7 protein-coding genes are annotated in these 16,762 nt (G+C 67.2%); 1 reads left to right on the top strand and 6 read right to left on the bottom strand.

Features of this window, described 5'->3' with window-relative positions; genetic code table 11:
- Positions 1 to 167 precede the first annotated feature (167 nt).
- The 5 genes from ABDC25_RS00570 to ABDC25_RS00550 form a co-directional block, all read right to left on the bottom strand.
- Positions 168 to 3,221, bottom strand: coding sequence for an AbfB domain-containing protein (locus tag ABDC25_RS00570; RefSeq protein ID WP_347124272.1), 3,054 nt, complete (start codon positions 3,219 to 3,221; stop codon positions 168 to 170).
- Positions 3,222 to 3,283: 62 nt separating this feature from the next.
- Positions 3,284 to 6,292: an AbfB domain-containing protein gene (locus ABDC25_RS00565; protein ID WP_347124270.1), complete on the bottom strand. Its 3,009-nt coding sequence runs from the start codon at positions 6,290 to 6,292 to the stop codon at positions 3,284 to 3,286.
- 39 nt (positions 6,293 to 6,331) lie between these two features.
- Positions 6,332 to 8,782 carry an FG-GAP-like repeat-containing protein gene (locus ABDC25_RS00560; RefSeq protein ID WP_347124268.1) on the bottom strand — a complete coding sequence of 817 codons (2,451 nt, stop codon included), beginning with the start codon at positions 8,780 to 8,782 and terminating at the stop codon, positions 6,332 to 6,334.
- 114 nt (positions 8,783 to 8,896) lie between these two features.
- Positions 8,897 to 10,018 (bottom strand): hypothetical protein, encoded by a 1,122-nt coding sequence (locus ABDC25_RS00555; RefSeq protein ID WP_021200109.1) that lies wholly within the window; start codon positions 10,016 to 10,018, stop codon positions 8,897 to 8,899.
- A 39-nt stretch (positions 10,019 to 10,057) separates the two neighbouring features.
- Positions 10,058 to 13,909 (bottom strand): putative toxin, encoded by a 3,852-nt coding sequence (locus ABDC25_RS00550; RefSeq protein WP_152525897.1) that lies wholly within the window; start codon positions 13,907 to 13,909, stop codon positions 10,058 to 10,060.
- Positions 13,910 to 14,379: 470 nt separating this feature from the next.
- On the opposite strand from ABDC25_RS00550, the gene ABDC25_RS00545 reads away from it, so the two are divergent.
- Positions 14,380 to 15,330: a DMT family transporter gene (locus tag ABDC25_RS00545; RefSeq protein ID WP_021200107.1), complete on the top strand. Its 951-nt coding sequence runs from the start codon at positions 14,380 to 14,382 to the stop codon at positions 15,328 to 15,330.
- 6 nt (positions 15,331 to 15,336) lie between these two features.
- Here the strand turns inward: ABDC25_RS00545 and ABDC25_RS00540 are convergent, their stop codons facing one another.
- Positions 15,337 to 16,761 carry a mechanosensitive ion channel family protein gene (locus tag ABDC25_RS00540; protein ID WP_167254885.1) on the bottom strand — a complete coding sequence of 475 codons (1,425 nt, stop codon included), beginning with the start codon at positions 16,759 to 16,761 and terminating at the stop codon, positions 15,337 to 15,339.
- Position 16,762: the final 1 nt, after the last annotated feature.

Genomic DNA, 16,762 nt, shown 5'->3' with positions numbered 1-16,762 from the left:
CCTTCCCGTACACCTCGAGGTCGTATGACACCTATCCCGCCTTTCGACTCGTCTGTCTCGTCCTGCCGGAAGCGCTCCACACGCTCCGATCGCAGGCCCTGTCACTCCCCCCGCGGAGAGCGACAGGGCCTACGAAGAGAGCAGAGGCACGCCGTCCGAGGAGCCTCCTACGGTGCGGTCACCCAAGGCTCGCCGAAGACCCATGCGGTGTCAGGGATGTAGTTGGCGGCGTCGTCGCCGTTCGGCACTCCCGCACTGAACGTCGCACCACCATAGACGAGACCGTTCTGGTGCATGCGAAGCTTGCGCCACGGATCACGGGCGGCCGGGAAAGAGAGTCCCACGCCGAATTCCGCGTCCTCTGCGCACCAGGTCGCGTTACGGCTGCTGGTCGCAGAAGGCGTGGCCAAGACGATGTAGCCATCCGTCGTCGTGGAGATGTTCAAGTACTTCCCGGGAGATGCGACCGACTCGAAGCTGTAGCACTGTGGATCCACCAGCCCCTGCACTACCCGGAACGTCGCTGCTTGACGCTGAGCGAGCGGTGAGGAGGCAGTGACGTTGCCGACGGATGCTTGCGCCGCGGCAGGCACGGCCGTCAAGGACTTCCCACCGACGACGGTGCGCAGCGAAACGTAACTGCCGATCGTCGCGACGTCGGAACGCATCTTGGTGACGTTCTTGTACGTCCATCGTTCGACGCTCGCGCCCGTGGCGGCCCTCAAGGTGAGAGTCGTCGAGGTCGGCGCTGTGAGCACCTTGCCGGAGGCGACGTTGACGATGCTCACTCCGCCCGAGGGCTGGTCGGCGAATGTCCACTGCTGACGGGTGTCAGTCGTAGCACACGCAGCCTGCACGACCCCGCTGCCCGCAGCATCCGAACTCGCGGCGCACATGGGGTGATGCGCGTAATTGCGCAGGCCGAAGACGGTCGGTGAGACCTCGATCAGTTCCCAACGACGCATCTGGGGGTTCAGGGTGCAGCCCACGGGAGCCAGGACAGCCCCGGCGTTCGGACTCGACGCCGCGCTCTTCGTCGAGAAGCATGTGCCTGGTTGGCCGATGCTCTCGATCTCGAAGACCTGACCTCCTGCGAACGTGGGCGCGGCCCAGGGCTCGCCGATGACCCACGCGGTATCGGGAACGTAGCCGGCCTGATCATCGCCGTTGGGCACGCCCGCATTGAAGCTGGCGCCGCCGTAGACGAGACCGTTCTTGTGTGAACGCAGCATCCGCCAGGAATCGCGAGCCGCGGGGAACGAGAAGCCGACTCCGTGCGCCGCATCCTGCGCACACCAGGTCGCGTTGCGCGTACTGGTGGGAGAAGGCGCGACCAGCACAATGTTTCCGTCTGCCGTCGTGGAGATGTTCAGGAACTTGCCCGGCGAGGCGATCGACTCGAAGCTGACGCACTGCGGATCGATCAGACCCTTCACGACCCGGAATGTCGATTCCTGGCGCAACGCGAGAGGTGACGTCGCGACGACATCCTTGACGTTCGCCTGGGCGGTGGTGGTCGCGGTGAGGGACTTGCCTCCGACGGCCGTGCGCAACGATACGTAGCTTCCCACGGTGGCAGCGTCGTAACGCATCTTCGCGACGTTCGTGTACTTCCATCGATCGACGTTCGCGCCGGAATCCGTCTTCAGCGTGATGGCCGTCGTCGCGGGCGCTGCGAGAACCTTGCCGGACGCGATGTTCACGACACTCACCGTGCCGGCGGCCTGCTCGCGGAACGTCCACTGCTGCTTCGGATCGGCGGGCGCGCAGGCGGCCTGCACGAGGGCGCTGCCTGCGGCATCCGAACTCGCGGCACACATCGCGCGGTCGACGTAGTTGCGCAGGGCGAAGACGGTCGGAGTGACCTCTACGAGCTCCCACCGACGCATCTGGCCGATGAGCGTGCAGCTCGACGGAATCACCACAGGTCCCGCTGAAGAGTTCGACGCTGCGTTCTTGGTCGACATGCACGCGCCCGCCTGAGCGATGCTCTCGATCTCCAGCACCTGACCGGCGCTGATTCCGGCGAGCTTCCGGCCGTTCTCGATCGTCGCGGTGACCCAGGGTGCGATGACATCGCCGCGGGTCGCCGTGACCGCCCCGGTTCCGGCGGGGATGCCGGAGCCGTAGCAGCCAGCCTGTGATGCCTGCGACGCGACAGCGACGAGTGTCTTCGTGCCGTTGATGTCGCGGACGCCGGGGGCGCCGCCGTCACCGAGACAGAGCGAAGCACCGGAGGCTGCGGTGGTCACTGTGGCCGTGTTGAGGGACGTGACCGGGTAGGTGTTCGTCCGAGAGGTGAGCGGGACCCAGACGTTGTTCGTGCGGCCGAAGCCCGTGAACGCGATGTCCTGGCCTGCGACCGGAGCGGCCGTCGCGACCGGCATCGGGGTGATGTCATCGACAGGTGCCTCCAGCTTCGCCAGCACCACGTCCTGACCGTTGCCCGCCGGCTCCACGTGCGTGACCTTCACACCCAGATCTCCGGTGCCGCTCGCGATCTTGTCGTTCGCGACATCCGGGCCGAACAACGCCCGCGCCGGAGCGGCCGGAACACCCGCGACAAGCGTCGCCGGATCGGCCGCGAAACAGCTCGCCGCCGTCAGCACCCACGACCGGTCCACCAACGTGCCCGTGCACGAGCCCAGACCCGTGCGGATCTTCGTGACAGCCGTCCGCGGATGCGTGGCCGTCGTCGCCGGCACATCCGTCGACACCGCATCAACCTCGATCGCCACGACCGTCGACTGCCCCGTCTGATTCTGGTCGACCGTGCGACGCCCACCCGCCGGAACCGGGATCGCCGTCTCCGGACCACCCGCGACCGAATACGTGACATCCATCGGCTGCTTACCGGCCTTCACACCGAACGACGCCGCGATCTCCAGATTCAACACCGCCGGACGGAACACCGTCTCGAAACACACCTTCGCCTTCTTGCCCGCGTTCTCGAACTCCACCTCGATCAGCCCGGCCGCGACCGGAACCGGGACCGGACACGTCACCACCCGCAACCCGCCGTTGCCGTCCTTCAGAACGATCCCATTCGCCGCCCCCACCGACGCCCCATCCGGATACGCCCCCGACTCCACCAGGAACCCCGGAGCATCATCCGCCACCGCCGACGACACAGGAACCGACACGAGCAACGCCGACACCAACGCGGACGCGATACCGACCGCGCCGATGCGCGCACGGCGGCGAGACTTCGAGGGGAGCATTGAGGGCCTTTCTAGAGGTGATGAGGTCGGTGGCTCGGCGGGGGCTCGACGAGGTGTTCCCGTTAAGGCACTGTCGCCCAGGGCGCGCCGATCGTCCATGCGACATCGGGGATGTAGTTCTGCGTGTCATCCGCGTTCGGAATGCCCGCCCACCACGAGGCTCCGCCGTAGACGAGGCCGTTCTTGTAGCTGCGCATCACGCGCCAGGAGTCGCCCGAGATGCTGAAGGTGAGTCCCTTCCCGAACGCGGCGTCCTCGGCGCACCACGTCGCCCGGTACGGAACGGTGGGAGCACTCAGGATGACATTGCCCCCGATGTTCATGTACAGGTACTGCCCCGGCGCCGAGAGCGACTCGAAGCTGTAGCACTGCGGGTTCGCGAGGCCTTGGACCACCCGGAACGTCGCGTCCTTCCGTGCATTCGACGTCGATGCCTCGGTGACCATCGGGATCGTGGCCTGCGCGCCGCCCACGGTCGCGGAGAGGGACTTCCCGGTCTCGGCGGTGCGGAGCGAGATGAGGCTGCCCACCGGGGCGATGTCGTACTGCATCTTGGTCGCATTGCGATAGCGCCACTGCTGCTGCGGCGACGCGGCCACGGGCGCAGCGAGCGCCACCGTGCTCGCTGTCGGCGCGGCGAGTGCCTTGCCGGACCCGGCGTTCACGATCGAGACCGCCCCGGAGGGAAGCGTGGTGAACGACCACCGCTGCTTGGCATCGGTCAGATCGCACGAAGCCTGCACGACAGCGCTGCCGGCCGCGTCAGCGCTGCCGAGACACAATGATCGCGTGACGGTGTTGCGCAGCGCGAAGGCTCCAGCACCCGACTCGATCAGCTCCCACTGACGCACCTGCCAGACCTCGGAGCAGCCGACGGCACCGATGACGGCACCAGCGACAGCGCTGCGCTCCTTCGCCGTCAAGCACTTGCCGCCCTGTGCGACGCTCTCGAGCTCCAGCACCTGCGCAGCGGCTAGCGTCGGCGGAGCCCAGGCCTCGCCGATCGTCCATGCGGTGTCGGGGACGAAGTTCTGCGAGTCGTCGGCGATCGGGATCCCGGCGTACCAGGACGCTCCGCCGTAGACGAGGCCGTTCGAGTGGCTGCGCATCACGCGCCACGAGTCCGTCGCCGTCGAGAATGTGATGCCCTGACCGAACGCGGCATCCTCCGCGCACCACGTCGCGCGGTACGGAACCGCAGGCGGCGTCAAGGTGACGAGGCCGCCCATGTTCATGTAGATGTACTGACCAGGGACCGTGATCGACTCGAAGCTGTAGCACTGGGCATCTGCCAGCCCCGCGACGACCCGGAAAGTCGATGCCGCGCGGGTGGCCAGCGGGGAGGTCGCGACGACATCGTTCACCGTCGCCTGCGCCGAAGCAGCGCCAGCGACCAGGGACTTCCCGCCGACAGCGGTCCGCAGCGAGACGTAGCTTCCGATGGTCGCGACGTCGTAGCGCATCTTGGTGACGTTGCGGTACTTCCACCGATCGGCGTTCGCCCCGGTGTCCGCCCGCAGCGAGAGCGTCGTCGCCGACGGTGCGGAGAGGACATTTCCCGACGCGGCGTTGACGATGCTCACGGCGCCGGCGCGCTGCTCCCGGAAGGTCCACTGCTGCTTCTTGTCGGTCGTGGCGCACACGGCCTGCACGACGCCGGTACCCGCTGCATCGGCCGCGATGCACTTGTCGCGGTTCACATAGTTGCGAAGGGCGAAGACGGTCGGGGTGACCTCCACCAGCTCCCAACGGCGCTGCTGCCAGACCTCGGTGCAGCCCACGCCGACGACGACGTTGCCCACACCGGTGTTCCGGTCCTTGGTCGTCACGCAGGCACCGGCCTGAGCGATGCTCTCGATCTCCAGCACCTGACCGGCGCTGATTCCGGCGAGCTTCCGGCCGTTCTCGATCGTCGCGGTGACCCAGGGTGCGATGACATCGCCGCGGGTCGCCGTGACCGCCCCGGTTCCGGCGGGGATGCCGGAGCCGTAGCAGCCAGCCTGTGATGCCTGCGACGCGACAGCGACGAGTGTCTTCGTGCCGTTGATGTCGCGGACGCCGGGGGCGCCGCCGTCACCGAGACAGAGCGAAGCACCGGAGGCTGCGGTGGTCACTGTGGCCGTGTTGAGGGACGTGACCGGGTAGGTGTTCGTCCGAGAGGTGAGCGGGACCCAGACGTTGTTCGTGCGGCCGAAGCCCGTGAACGCGATGTCCTGGCCTGCGACCGGAGCGGCCGTCGCGACCGGCATCGGGGTGATGTCATCGACAGGTGCCTCCAGCTTCGCCAGCACCACGTCCTGACCGTTGCCCGCCGGCTCCACGTGCGTGACCTTCACACCCAGATCTCCGGTGCCGCTCGCGATCTTGTCGTTCGCGACATCCGGGCCGAACAACGCCCGCGCCGGAGCGGCCGGAACACCCGCGACAAGCGTCGCCGGATCGGCCGCGAAACAGCTCGCCGCCGTCAGCACCCACGACCGGTCCACCAACGTGCCCGTGCACGAGCCCAGACCCGTGCGGATCTTCGTGACAGCCGTCCGCGGATGCGTGGCCGTCGTCGCCGGCACATCCGTCGACACCGCATCAACCTCGATCGCCACGACCGTCGACTGCCCCGTCTGATTCTGGTCGACCGTGCGACGCCCACCCGCCGGAACCGGGATCGCCGTCTCCGGACCACCCGCGACCGAGTACGTGACATCCATCGGCTGCGCGCCGGCCTTGACCCCGAACGATGCCGCGATCTCCAGATTCAGCACCGCCGGACGGAACACGGCCTCGAAGCACACCTTCGCCTTCTTGCCGGCCTTCTGATACTCCACCTCGACCTGCCCGGTCCCCGCCGCGCACGTGACGACACGCAGACCACCGTTGCCGTCCTTCAGAACGATGCCCGCGGCCGCACCCACCGACGCCCCATCCGGATACGCCCCGGACTCCACGAGATACCCGGCAGCGTCGTCCGCCACCGCAGAACTCACGGGGACCGACACGAGCAACGCCGACACCAACGCCGCCGCCACCCCCACAGCCGTGATGCGGCCCCGACGGGGAGAATTCAACGAAAACATGCAATGCCTTTCAAGGAATGTGAGTGCGCGAGACGGGGCTCAGCTGAACAGCCGGAGCGAGGTCCACCCGTTGCCGACACGGGTTGAGGCGCCGAACCCGGAGATGCCGAGCCCGGGATACAGATACAGACCGCCGTCACCAACCCGGCCGAAGAGGTCGGCCTTGCCATCCGCGCCGTAGTCGACGCCGCCGGTGATGGCCGTGATGTTGTTCCAGCCATTGCCGACCTGCGGACCACCGGTGAGCGTCACGTTGTTGCCAGGGTAGATGCGAAGGTCCCCGGTCGTCGTCGTGGCGAGGATGTCGCCCTTGCCGTCACCGGTCCAGTCGCCGGCGAGGACCCGAGAGATCCCACCCCAGTCATGGCCGATCTTCATCTTGGCGCCGAAGGTTCCGTTCCCGTTGCCGGGGTAGGCGTAGAGGTGGCCGTCGGACTCACGGGCGACGAGGTCGGCCTTCTTGTCTCCATTGAAGTCGATGCCACCCGTGATCAGGCCCTTCGCATCCCATCCGCGGGCAGCCAGCGCCTTCGTCGGGAAGCCCAGCGCACCATCACCCTGGTAGTACCAGAGCGTGCCGTCGGTGTTGACGACCATCATGTCGCCCTTGCCGTCCCCGTTGTAGTCGCCGTGGATGAGGGTCTTGGCCGAAGCCCACCCTGCGCTGACGGAAGTCTGGGTCGTCCATCCACCGCTGCCGTTGCCGTGGTAGATGTAGAGCACATTAGAAGAGGTGATGCCGATCACGTCGGCCTTGCCATCGCTGTTCAGATCGAACGAGGGCTTGGCCTGTGTGAGCGGCACGCCGTGGTACTCGAAGTGGTTGTGCGTGCAGTCCTCTTCGGTCTGCGCCCAGCCGTTCGGAACCGTGAGCGCCGGGCGGCACGCGACCTGACCGATGCCCGCCGGCGCCGGCAGCGCGGTGAACATGGCGGTCGCCAGAGCCTGGTCTTGCGCAGTGTTGCCGGTCGCCGCGACGCCGTTCACGACGCTGATGTCGACGGCGTGACCGCCATTGTTCTTCGCGTGGTAGCTCGTGGCCGACGGAGTCGCCGTGGTGCAGTACTCGTTGAGGGACGAGATCGTGATCGTGAAGTTCTGATCCACGACGACCTTCTTCAGTGCGGAGAGGATGACGGGGTCGATCGTGCAGTCGCGAATCTGTCCGCCGATCAAGTGGCCGCGCTTGAAGCCGTCGGCATACGCCTGGATCTGGGCAAGCGCCTCGGTTCCGCTCACGCGGCCAGTGGCCACGATCTGCTGTGCGAGCGTCTGATCCGCAGCGGCGACCGGGGTCGTGTCGAGCCCCTTCTGAACCGTGGCGGCCACCCATCCGGCGATGATGTCGCCGCGTGTCGCGATGGTCGAAGCGGTGCCTGCGGGGAGGCCGGAGCCGTAGCAACCGGTCTGCGTCGACTGCGATGCGACAGCGACGAGCGTGTCGGTTCCATCGACGCTGCGGACGCCGGGGGCGCCGCCATCGCCGAGGCAGAGCGAAGCGCCGGACGCTGCGGCCGTCAGCGTGGCCGAGTTGACCGCCGTGACCGGGTAGGTGTTCGTGCGGCTGGCGAGGGGAACCCAGACGTTGTTCGTGCGGCCGAAGCCTGTGAACGCCACGTCTTGACCCGCAGCAGGTGCCGATGTCGCGATCGGCATCGGCACGATGTCGTCGACGAGGGTCTCGAGCTTCGCCAGGACCGCGTCCTGACCGTTGCCCGCCGGCTCCACGTGCGTGACCTTCACACCCAGATCTCCGGTACCACTCACGACCTTGTCATTCGCGACATCCGGACCGAACAGCACCCGCGCCGGAGCGGCCGGAACACCCGCGACCAACGTCGCCGGATCGGCCGCGAAACAGCTCGCCGCCGTCAGCACCCACGACCGGTCCACCAACGTGCCCGTGCACGAGCCCAGACCCGTGCGGATCTTCGTGACAGCCGTCCGCGGATGCGTGGCCGTCGTCGCCGGCACATCCGTCGACACCGCATCAACCTCGATCGCCACGACCGTCGACTGCCCCGTCTGATTCTGGTCGACCGTGCGACGCCCACCCGCCGGAACCGGGATCGCCGTCTCCGGACCACCCGCGACCGAATACGTGACATCCATCGGCTGCTTACCGGCCTTCACACCGAACGACGCCGCGATCTCCAGATTCAACACCGCCGGACGGAACACCGTCTCGAAACACACCTTCGCCTTCTTGCCCGCGTTCTCGAACTCCACCTCGATCAGCCCGGCCGCGACCGGAACCGGGACCGGACACGTCACCACCCGCAACCCGCCGTTGCCGTCCTTCAGAACGATCCCATTCGCCGCCCCCACCGACGCCCCATCCGGATACGCCCCCGACTCCACCAGGAACCCCGGAGCATCATCCGCCACCGCCGACGACACAGGAACCGACACGAGCAACGCCGACACCAACACGGCGGAAATGCCGACCGCGCCGATGCGCGCGCGACGGCGAGACTTCAACGAGAACATGCAATACCTTTCAAGAGACCTGGGAGCCGGCTCTGCGAGCCGGTACGACGTTCGGGCGAAGATGGTGCGACCTTGTCGCTCGGGAACGAGGCGAGAGCCTCGGTGACTCGCTGGTCATAGCGCATTCAATTGCGTGGGCATGGTGGCGGCAGGGCCGAGCACTTTGCGATGGTTCTGCGGATCAGCGGGAGCAAGCAGGTCGCTAGGCAGCCATGTGTCGCGCCCGACGATGACGTCTAGCTCTTCACCGGAGCTTGGTTCGTCCGTCCATCGATGCGATATTCCGCGCGCATGCCTCGTCGTGACACCCGCCGTGAGGTGTGGGAGAACCATGTCTTCGTATCCGCCGGAGTACCAGGTCAGCCATTGAGGACGTTCGGGGAGACCACTCCATGCGCCTACGTGGTGCGGTGAGCTGGCGGTCTTGAGTGGAGTTGCATTGACCTCTGCAAATGCGAAGTAGCTACCTGTCCTTTCTGCGACCGCGACGAGGAATCGCTCGACGTCATCAGTCCTTCCCATGCGTTGGAGCGCGGCAAGATCGAAAGTGACCCACAGCTGTTGGTACCTCAGGTAGAAACTTTGAGACCACGCCGTGATCCTCCCCCAGCGCAAGCTCTTTCCCTTGAAAAGGAGCTCTTTCGCCAGGCACTTGTCTCTGTACATCTGGCCGAACTCGGCATCGTTCACTCCGTTGTCGGCAAGGCTGCCCTGCAGGGGCTCGTGCGTCCCGAACCGCGTCGGCACGGCGGGAGGAAACTCCTCTCTCGCCGTGGCGAGGTAGTCGGATGCCAACTCCTTTCCACCGTCATTGGGGCGGAACCAACTCAGGTGAAGATGCAGCTTCTGCGTCGACCGTGCGGCGCGTCGCTGGGGCTGGGACTGGGGCTCCTCATTCTGTGGATCGATCGCCTGCCCATCAGATCGTCTTGCGAGTTCCTGAGCGAACGTCACGGCATACGAAACGCTCTCCGGTCGGCTTCCCTCCACGGAGATCCGATAGAGGGTGTCGGGCAGCGGCGCGACGAATCGAACGTCGGGAAGGTCTGACTCGTCAACCCTCAGTGGGCCCTCGAAAGTGAAGCAATACTCACCCGAGCTCTGATACTCGGCCGACAGCAACCCACCGGTTATCGGGTCGAGACGAGGGCTCAGCCCGTCGACGGAAGCAACGATTAGCGCAGCATCTTCGCTCGATACAGCGGTTCGACCGTAAACCTCGAGATCGTAAGACATTCTTTCCCCTTGGGCGCCGAGAGTGGTGATGGACGAGTATCAAGGACAGATGCCAGGCACCTTGTTCTCGCTGAGCTCACCCAGGACCTCGTTCGGCAGATACTTGACAACAAAACTGAACTTGGGGACGTCCTTACAGAGAGCATCGACAAGGGGAGCGGACAGGTGCGTGTTCGGGCGGACAACGAGGACGAACTCTGATCTCCCCGTGTATTGCGCCAGTTCGATCATGTCCTGGATCTGGCTGCTGTAGTACAGCTTGTTCACGTTCTTCACTTCCATGATGTAGGTGGAAGTCGCCTTATCAGCGATGCGAGTCCGTTTGATCTCAAGACCGTACTCGCCGAACATGCTCTCGTACTCCTTCTTGTCGAAGATCTCCTTGGAACTCCCCGGCTTGATCCCGGCTGCATATTCCGCTCGACTGCCCTTCACTTGAACAGTCGCCCCCGGAGGGTTGGTCAGACCTGGCAGTTCGCACACGTTGCTGCCCGCCGGACGAATCCCCGACTGCGCAGAGACAGACGACCTTCCGAAGGTGTTCCCCCCACAGGCCTGAGCGGCGAGGTCGTCGGTCTTGGTCTTGTTCTTCTTGAGAAGGCTGAACGCGTCGCCGACCTTGTTGACGAAGCCCACAACCTTGTCGGCGAGCTTCATGATCAGCGGGATCGACTCGACGAGCTTGGCAAGCTTGCCCCAGGGCGCGAACCCGATAAGCGTCATGAAGCACGCACCGATGTCGCCCTTGGTGACGCAGTCCATGATGTCCGTCACACCGATGAGGTCGAGGAGAACCTTGCCGCCCTCCTGGATGATGAAGTTCAGCAGGGCATCAGGCTGTGTCAACGCGTGGGCGTCCTTCAGCCGCTGTACCTCTGCGTCTCCACCGAGCGCGTACGCGGCATCGATCTGCGCCTGGGTGAGCTCCCCTTCTTTGCCGGCAGGCGGCGGGTAGTTGTCGGCCCCATCTTCCGCGCGTTGCTTCGATGCCGCGATCTCGCGAGCCTCCGTCGCCGCCTTCACCGCGGCTTCCGCGTCCAGTCCGGCGTTCGTCGCCGAGGTGGCCGCACGGCTCGCGGCATCGTTGGCCCGCGACGCCGCCGCGCTGGCAGACTGCGCCGACGACGTCGCCTGCGCCGCGAACCCGTTGGCCTTCTTCGCATCGGCGGTCGCGGCCGTCAGCGCCTGATGCGCTCGCTGCGACGACTGGCGCGCTTCGTTCTCCGAAGCAGTCGCCTGGTTGGCCGACGTGGCCGCCTGCGCAGCCCATCCCTGCGCCTCCTGCGCATACTTCCGGGCCAGGTCGGCGCTGGCCTGGGCCTCGGCCGCCGCCTGCCGCGCGGTCGCCGCCGCCTTCTCCGCGAGCGCAGCCGCCTCCCGCGCGGCCGCGGCCTGCTGGTCGGCCAGGTGCAACATGCTCTGCATCTGCGCCACGTGAGCCGCGGTGTCGTTGTCGCGCTTGGCAGCTTCGTACTGGCCCTGCTCGAGGAACCTCTTCAGCGCCGTCTGGGAACCTTCGAGCGCGATGTTCGCGGCCGCCTGCACCTCGGGGCCGCCCGACGTGCTGAGCGCGAAGGCTGCCGCCCGCTGGTCGACCTCGAGCGCGTCGTACTGTCCTTCCGCGATGAACTTGGCGAGGACCGCGGGGTCGTCGGCATCGAGCGCGAGGTTCGCCGCGCGCTGCATGGCCGGTCCCCCCTCGGTGGCGAGCACGAATGCGATCTGGCGGTTCTCGAGGTCGCGGATCTCAGGAAGCCGCTCGTTGAGGAACGCCGCGACGTACTCCTCGCCGTTCTCGAGGACGTCATAGGCCTCGTCCTGCAGCATCGTGTTGTCACCGTCATACAGCAGGGCCTTCGCCTCGTCCCACTGATCCTGCTCGAGCGCGACGCCGTACCCGTTCTTGAAGAACTCGACGACGGCCTCGTCATTGCCGACGACAGCCTGCTCGGCCGCAGCGGCAATCCACGGGGTTCCCGACGTGATCAGGGCGAGCATGGCCGAGCGCGCTTCTGGCAGCAGCTCCTGCAGGTTCGCATCCGGAGCGGTGATCTTCTTCAGGAACGCGCTGCTCTCCGCAACGGCGGCTGCGCCCTCCTTCTTGGCCTCGTCCTTGAGCTCCTTCTCCTCGGCTTCCTCTGCTGCGGCGATCTCCGCCTGCGCCAGCCCGAATTCCTCTTCTGCGGCCAGACGCTCCGCATCGGCCTTCCGCGCCAGGTCGAAGATGGTCTTCGCCAGCTCGACGTCCTTCGTCGCGGCCTCAGCAGCGGCCGCCGCCTTCGCCGAAGAAGCGGTCGCCCGAGCAGCAGCCCCCTGCGCAACACCGGCCTGGGCCGCGGCCGTGTCTGCCTCGATCGCCGCGGCGTTGGCGTTGTCGGCCGCACGCCCGGCCGCATCACGGGCCTGCTGAGCGACAGCCGAGGTCTCGGCGGCAAGGCGGTCCGTCCGCGCCGTGGCGGATGCCGCGCGGTTCTTGGCCGCGTTCGCCTTGGCCGCAGCAGCCCGCGCCTGCGCGGCAGCGGCCGATGACACTCCCGACGCCTGAGAGGCTTCCATCGCATATCCGGCCGCCTCGCCCGAGTAGCCGGCCGCGGCGCCCGCAGCCTGCGCAGCGCGGTTCGCCGCATTCGTCGCCGTCTCCGCCTCGGCCGCTGCACGCTTGGCCTTCGCCGCCTTGTCTGCGGCGTCGCGCGCCTTCTCCGCCTCTGCCCGTGCCGCAGCCGCCATGCCCTCCTGGCCCGCCGCATTCGCCGCCGCACCATCAGCGTTCGCCGCCGCCCGGTTGGCGCGCGCAGCCGCGGATGCGGCTGTTCCCGCCGCGCTCATCGACGCGTTCATCGCCTGGTGCGCTGCCGCAGCCGCCTGCACGGCGAGATCTGCCGCGTCGGCGGCTTGACGGGCGAGACCGGCTGCCCTGCTCGCGGCGGCGCTGGCCTGTTCGGCGTTGCCCTGCGCGGCGGCGGCCTGCTGGGCGGCGCGCTGCGTGGCCTCCTTCGCGAGCTTGGCCGCGAGGACCGCCTGCGCGGAGGCGTTGTCGGCGTTGCGACGCTCTTCCTGAGCGACCATGTTCGCCGCGATCACCTGGTTCGTCAGCTGGGCGATGGTCGCCGCCTCGGCGTCGCGCGCCCCGGCGACGAACTGCCCGTAACGCAGGAAATCCGCCACGGCCTGTGCGTCTTCGGACCCGTCCGGGAGCGTCGCATCGAGTGCGGCCTCCGCGGCGGCGATCACACTCGGCGATCCCGTGGAGGCGAGCACGTAGGCCGCCGCGCGGTCGTCGATGATCTTCGCGTCGTACTGACCGATCAGCAGGAACTGCGACACGGCGCTCGAGTCATCCGAGTCCAGAGCCTTGTTCGCCTCGCGCTGCACCGTCGGCGTTCCGGTGTCTGCGAGCACGAACGCCGCCGAGCGGTCGTCGACCTCCCAGGCGTCCTTCCACCCTTCTGTGACGAAGGCACGAAGCTGGTCCGGATTGTTCGCCGTCAGTACGGCCTCCGCCTGCTGCCGGACGGCGCGCCCGCCCGCGAGGCTCAGTCGCAGCGCGATGAGGCGGTAGTCCTGTGCGATCGCCTCGTGCTGCCCCGTGGTGATGAAGCTCTCGATGCTCTGCCCGCCCTTGAGCAGCGCCTGCCTCGCCGCCTCCTGGACAGCCGGACCCCCATCGGTGAACTGCGTGACCACACCGGCGGCATCCGTCGACGGGGTGAAGAGACCCGCCGGCGCGGACACCTGCGTCCGCGCGGCCGATGCGGCGGTCGCCGCTGACGCTTCGAGCGGCTGGAAGAGACCGACCGCGACGACGGTCGTCATCAGCATGGCGGCGAACGCGAACGGGAGCCGCCGCGCCGGTGCGAAACGCAGGCGCCGACGGTGAGATCTGGTCTTCATCGCAGGACTCTTCTCCAGGGGGACACGATTGGGATCGGACCGCGTGAAGATCACGACTGCGATGGAGCCCCAGAACGAGTCACGGCGCGTGCGCGCACACGCACGTCGGAATGCACGCAGACCACGACCTCGAAACAGGACCGTCACGCTTCGACCGTGGGCTTGCGGCGGTACTCGCTCGGGACTCTATCCGTCAGCTGTGAGTCTTGTCTGTCCCCCGAATGGCCTACTTGACGCTGGACTTTTCCTGTGAAGTGCGGATTTCCGTGTTCATATGACGCCACAATCTCCACGGATAAGGAACGTAATCGAACGGAACTTTTTCTCCACTCGGGAGAGAAAGGTGAACCTGTCGGGAAGGTCTCGTGAATCACCCCTCATGGGCCACCGTCTCGGATCGTCCGAAATGCAACGGCGGATGTCGCTTCGACGGCTCGCCCGATGTCGGACGCCCCTGCCAGGATCGAAAGATGGCAGAAGCCGCATCCGGGGACCCCGGAATCCACACGCGCACCAGCGCGACCACCAGCACCGATGCGCCGAAGAAACAGGGCGCGCTCGTGCTCGTCGCAGCGCTCGTCACCGTCGTGCTGTGGGCTTCGGCCTTCATCGGCATCCGCGGTGCGGGCCCGCACTACGACCCCGGCGCACTGGCCCTGCTGCGGATGGCCGTCGGCACCGTCGTGCTGACGATCATCGCCGTGCGGCACGGCGTCCGCATCCCGGAACGCCGCCACTGGCTGCTGATCGCGGTGTGGGGCGTCGGCTGGTTCTGCGTCTACAACCTCGCCCTCAACAGTGCCGAGCTCACGCTCGACGCCGGCACCGCGGCGATGGTCGTGAACCTCGCGCCCCTCATGGTCGTCGTCTTCAGCGGACTCTTCCTGCGCGAGGGGTTCCCGAAGCCGCTCGTGATCGGCGCACCCATCGCGTTCCTCGGCGTCGTGCTCATCGGCATGAACTCGTCCACCAGCGCCGGCCCCGACATCACGGGTCTGCTCCTCGCCCTCCTCGCCGCGGTCATGTACGCCGGGTGCACGCTCGTGCAGAAGCGCCTGCTCACCTCGGGCGTCGACCCGACCACCCTCACCTGGCTCGGAGCGGGTGTCGGCACCATCGCGCTGCTGCCCTGGATCGGCAACCTCATCGGCTCGCTCGAAACGGCACCTCTGGATGCGACACTGTGGGTCGTCTACCTCGGCATCTTCCCCACCGCGATCGCCTTCACCACCTGGGCCTACGTGCTGCAGCGCAGCACCGCGGGTCAGACCTCGGCGACCACCTACGTGGTGCCGGCGATCGCGATCCTGATGTCGTGGGCGATCCTCGGCGAGGTGCCGACGCCGCTGATGTTCCTCGGCGGGGCGCTGTGCCTGCTCGGCGTGCTCATCACGCGTCTGCGGTGGCGTCGACGCACCTGACGCCGTTCAGCGCCCGGTGATCACCCCGCGCGCGATCCCCAGCTCAGCGAGCCGGGAGGCGGCGAGCGTGCGCTTGAGTTCGAGCGACTCGCCGATCTCGGCCGCCAGGCGGGGTCGTGTGCGGATGAGGGCGTCGATCGTGTCGAGAGGCAGCACCACCACGGTGAGGATCTCGCCCGCGACGGTCACGGCCTGCGTCCGCTCGCGGGTGAGAGCGGTCTGCCCGATGAGATCGCCCTTCTCGGCGGCGGCGAACTCGACCCGCCCGCCTTCCACCTCGAGGGCGAGCGCCGCACGGCCCGACAAGACGACGCGCACTTCGTCGGGCACGACGCCGCTGGGCAGCACGATCTCGCCGACGCCGTAGCGCTCCAGCCGGGCCTGCGTGAGCACGGCCTCGATGTCATCGTCGCGCAGATGCAAGGTCGGTGCGATCTGGTGCATCGCCTCGACCAGGCGCTGCGGCTCGGCGAGCGGATCGGTGGAGTCGCCGTCGAGCGCGAATCCGCGACGCCGTGCCGCGTACCAGAGCCAGGAGAGGTACATCGAAAGGGCCCGGGACGCATCGGCCGGACCCGCCACCGGGATCGACACGGAGTACGCGCCCGCACCCGAGTAGTCGACGGTCGCTCGCTCGCGCTGCAGTCGCATCGGAAGCGAGTCGGCCACCTCGACGAGGAGCGCGATCACCTCGTGCGGAGGATCGTCGGTCGAGAACTTCACGTCCGTCGCGGCGTAGTACGGCCCCTCGGGCTCGCTCATGTTCGTGAACGAGGCGCCGGAGAGCGACGAGTTCGGCACGATCTGGATGCCGGAGCCGGTGTCGATGTGCACCGCGCGCCAATTCACCTCGACGACCCGGCCCTTCACGCCGGCGGCATCGAGCCAGTCGCCGATCTTGAACGGCTGCTCGAACAGTAGCAGCAGACCGGAGATCACCCCGCCCACCGCGTTCTGCAGGGCGAGACCGATCACGATCGATCCGACACCGAGCGCAGTGAACAGTCCACCGACGTCGGCATCCCACACCCACGAGAACAGCAGCGCGAGCCCGACGCCCACCAGGACCAGCCGCCCGATCTCCACGAAGATCGACGGGATGCGCTCCCGCCACGACCCGGGCTTCGCATTGGCGAACAGCGCGACGTTGAACGCCGACAGCACGAGCAGGATGATGAGGAACCCGAACACGGTCGCCACAACGCGGGTCCACACCTGGTCGGCGGGGGACTGGATCGCGAACACCAGCAGCGCGAACAAGGCTCCGACCGGGATGACCCAGTTCCGCAGCATGCGCAACGGCTTCGCGACGGGGTTGTTCCGCCGGGTCAGCGTGCCGATGAGCTCGGTGAGCACGACGAGGACGACGGGCACGCCGACCGCGAGGCCGATGATCCACCAGCCCCAGCCACCCGTGAACACGTCGCCCATG

The organism is Microbacterium sp. SY138 (assembly GCF_039729145.1).
GTDB lineage: Bacteria > Actinomycetota > Actinomycetes > Actinomycetales > Microbacteriaceae > Microbacterium > Microbacterium maritypicum_A.
Note: the sequence above shows the minus strand (reverse complement) of the source record. Positions and strands in the feature narration are given on the sequence as shown.

Coding starts and splice junctions, on each gene's coding strand:
- ABDC25_RS00570 (WP_347124272.1), bottom strand. CDS start 3,221: ATGCTCCCCTCGAAGTCTCGCCGCCGTGCGCGCATCGGCGCGGTCGGT.
- ABDC25_RS00565 (WP_347124270.1), bottom strand. CDS start 6,292: ATGTTTTCGTTGAATTCTCCCCGTCGGGGCCGCATCACGGCTGTGGGG.
- ABDC25_RS00560 (WP_347124268.1), bottom strand. CDS start 8,782: ATGTTCTCGTTGAAGTCTCGCCGTCGCGCGCGCATCGGCGCGGTCGGC.
- ABDC25_RS00555 (WP_021200109.1), bottom strand. CDS start 10,018: ATGTCTTACGATCTCGAGGTTTACGGTCGAACCGCTGTATCGAGCGAA.
- ABDC25_RS00550 (WP_152525897.1), bottom strand. CDS start 13,909: ATGAAGACCAGATCTCACCGTCGGCGCCTGCGTTTCGCACCGGCGCGG.
- ABDC25_RS00545 (WP_021200107.1), top strand. CDS start 14,380: ATGGCAGAAGCCGCATCCGGGGACCCCGGAATCCACACGCGCACCAGC.
- ABDC25_RS00540 (WP_167254885.1), bottom strand. CDS start 16,761: ATGGGCGACGTGTTCACGGGTGGCTGGGGCTGGTGGATCATCGGCCTC.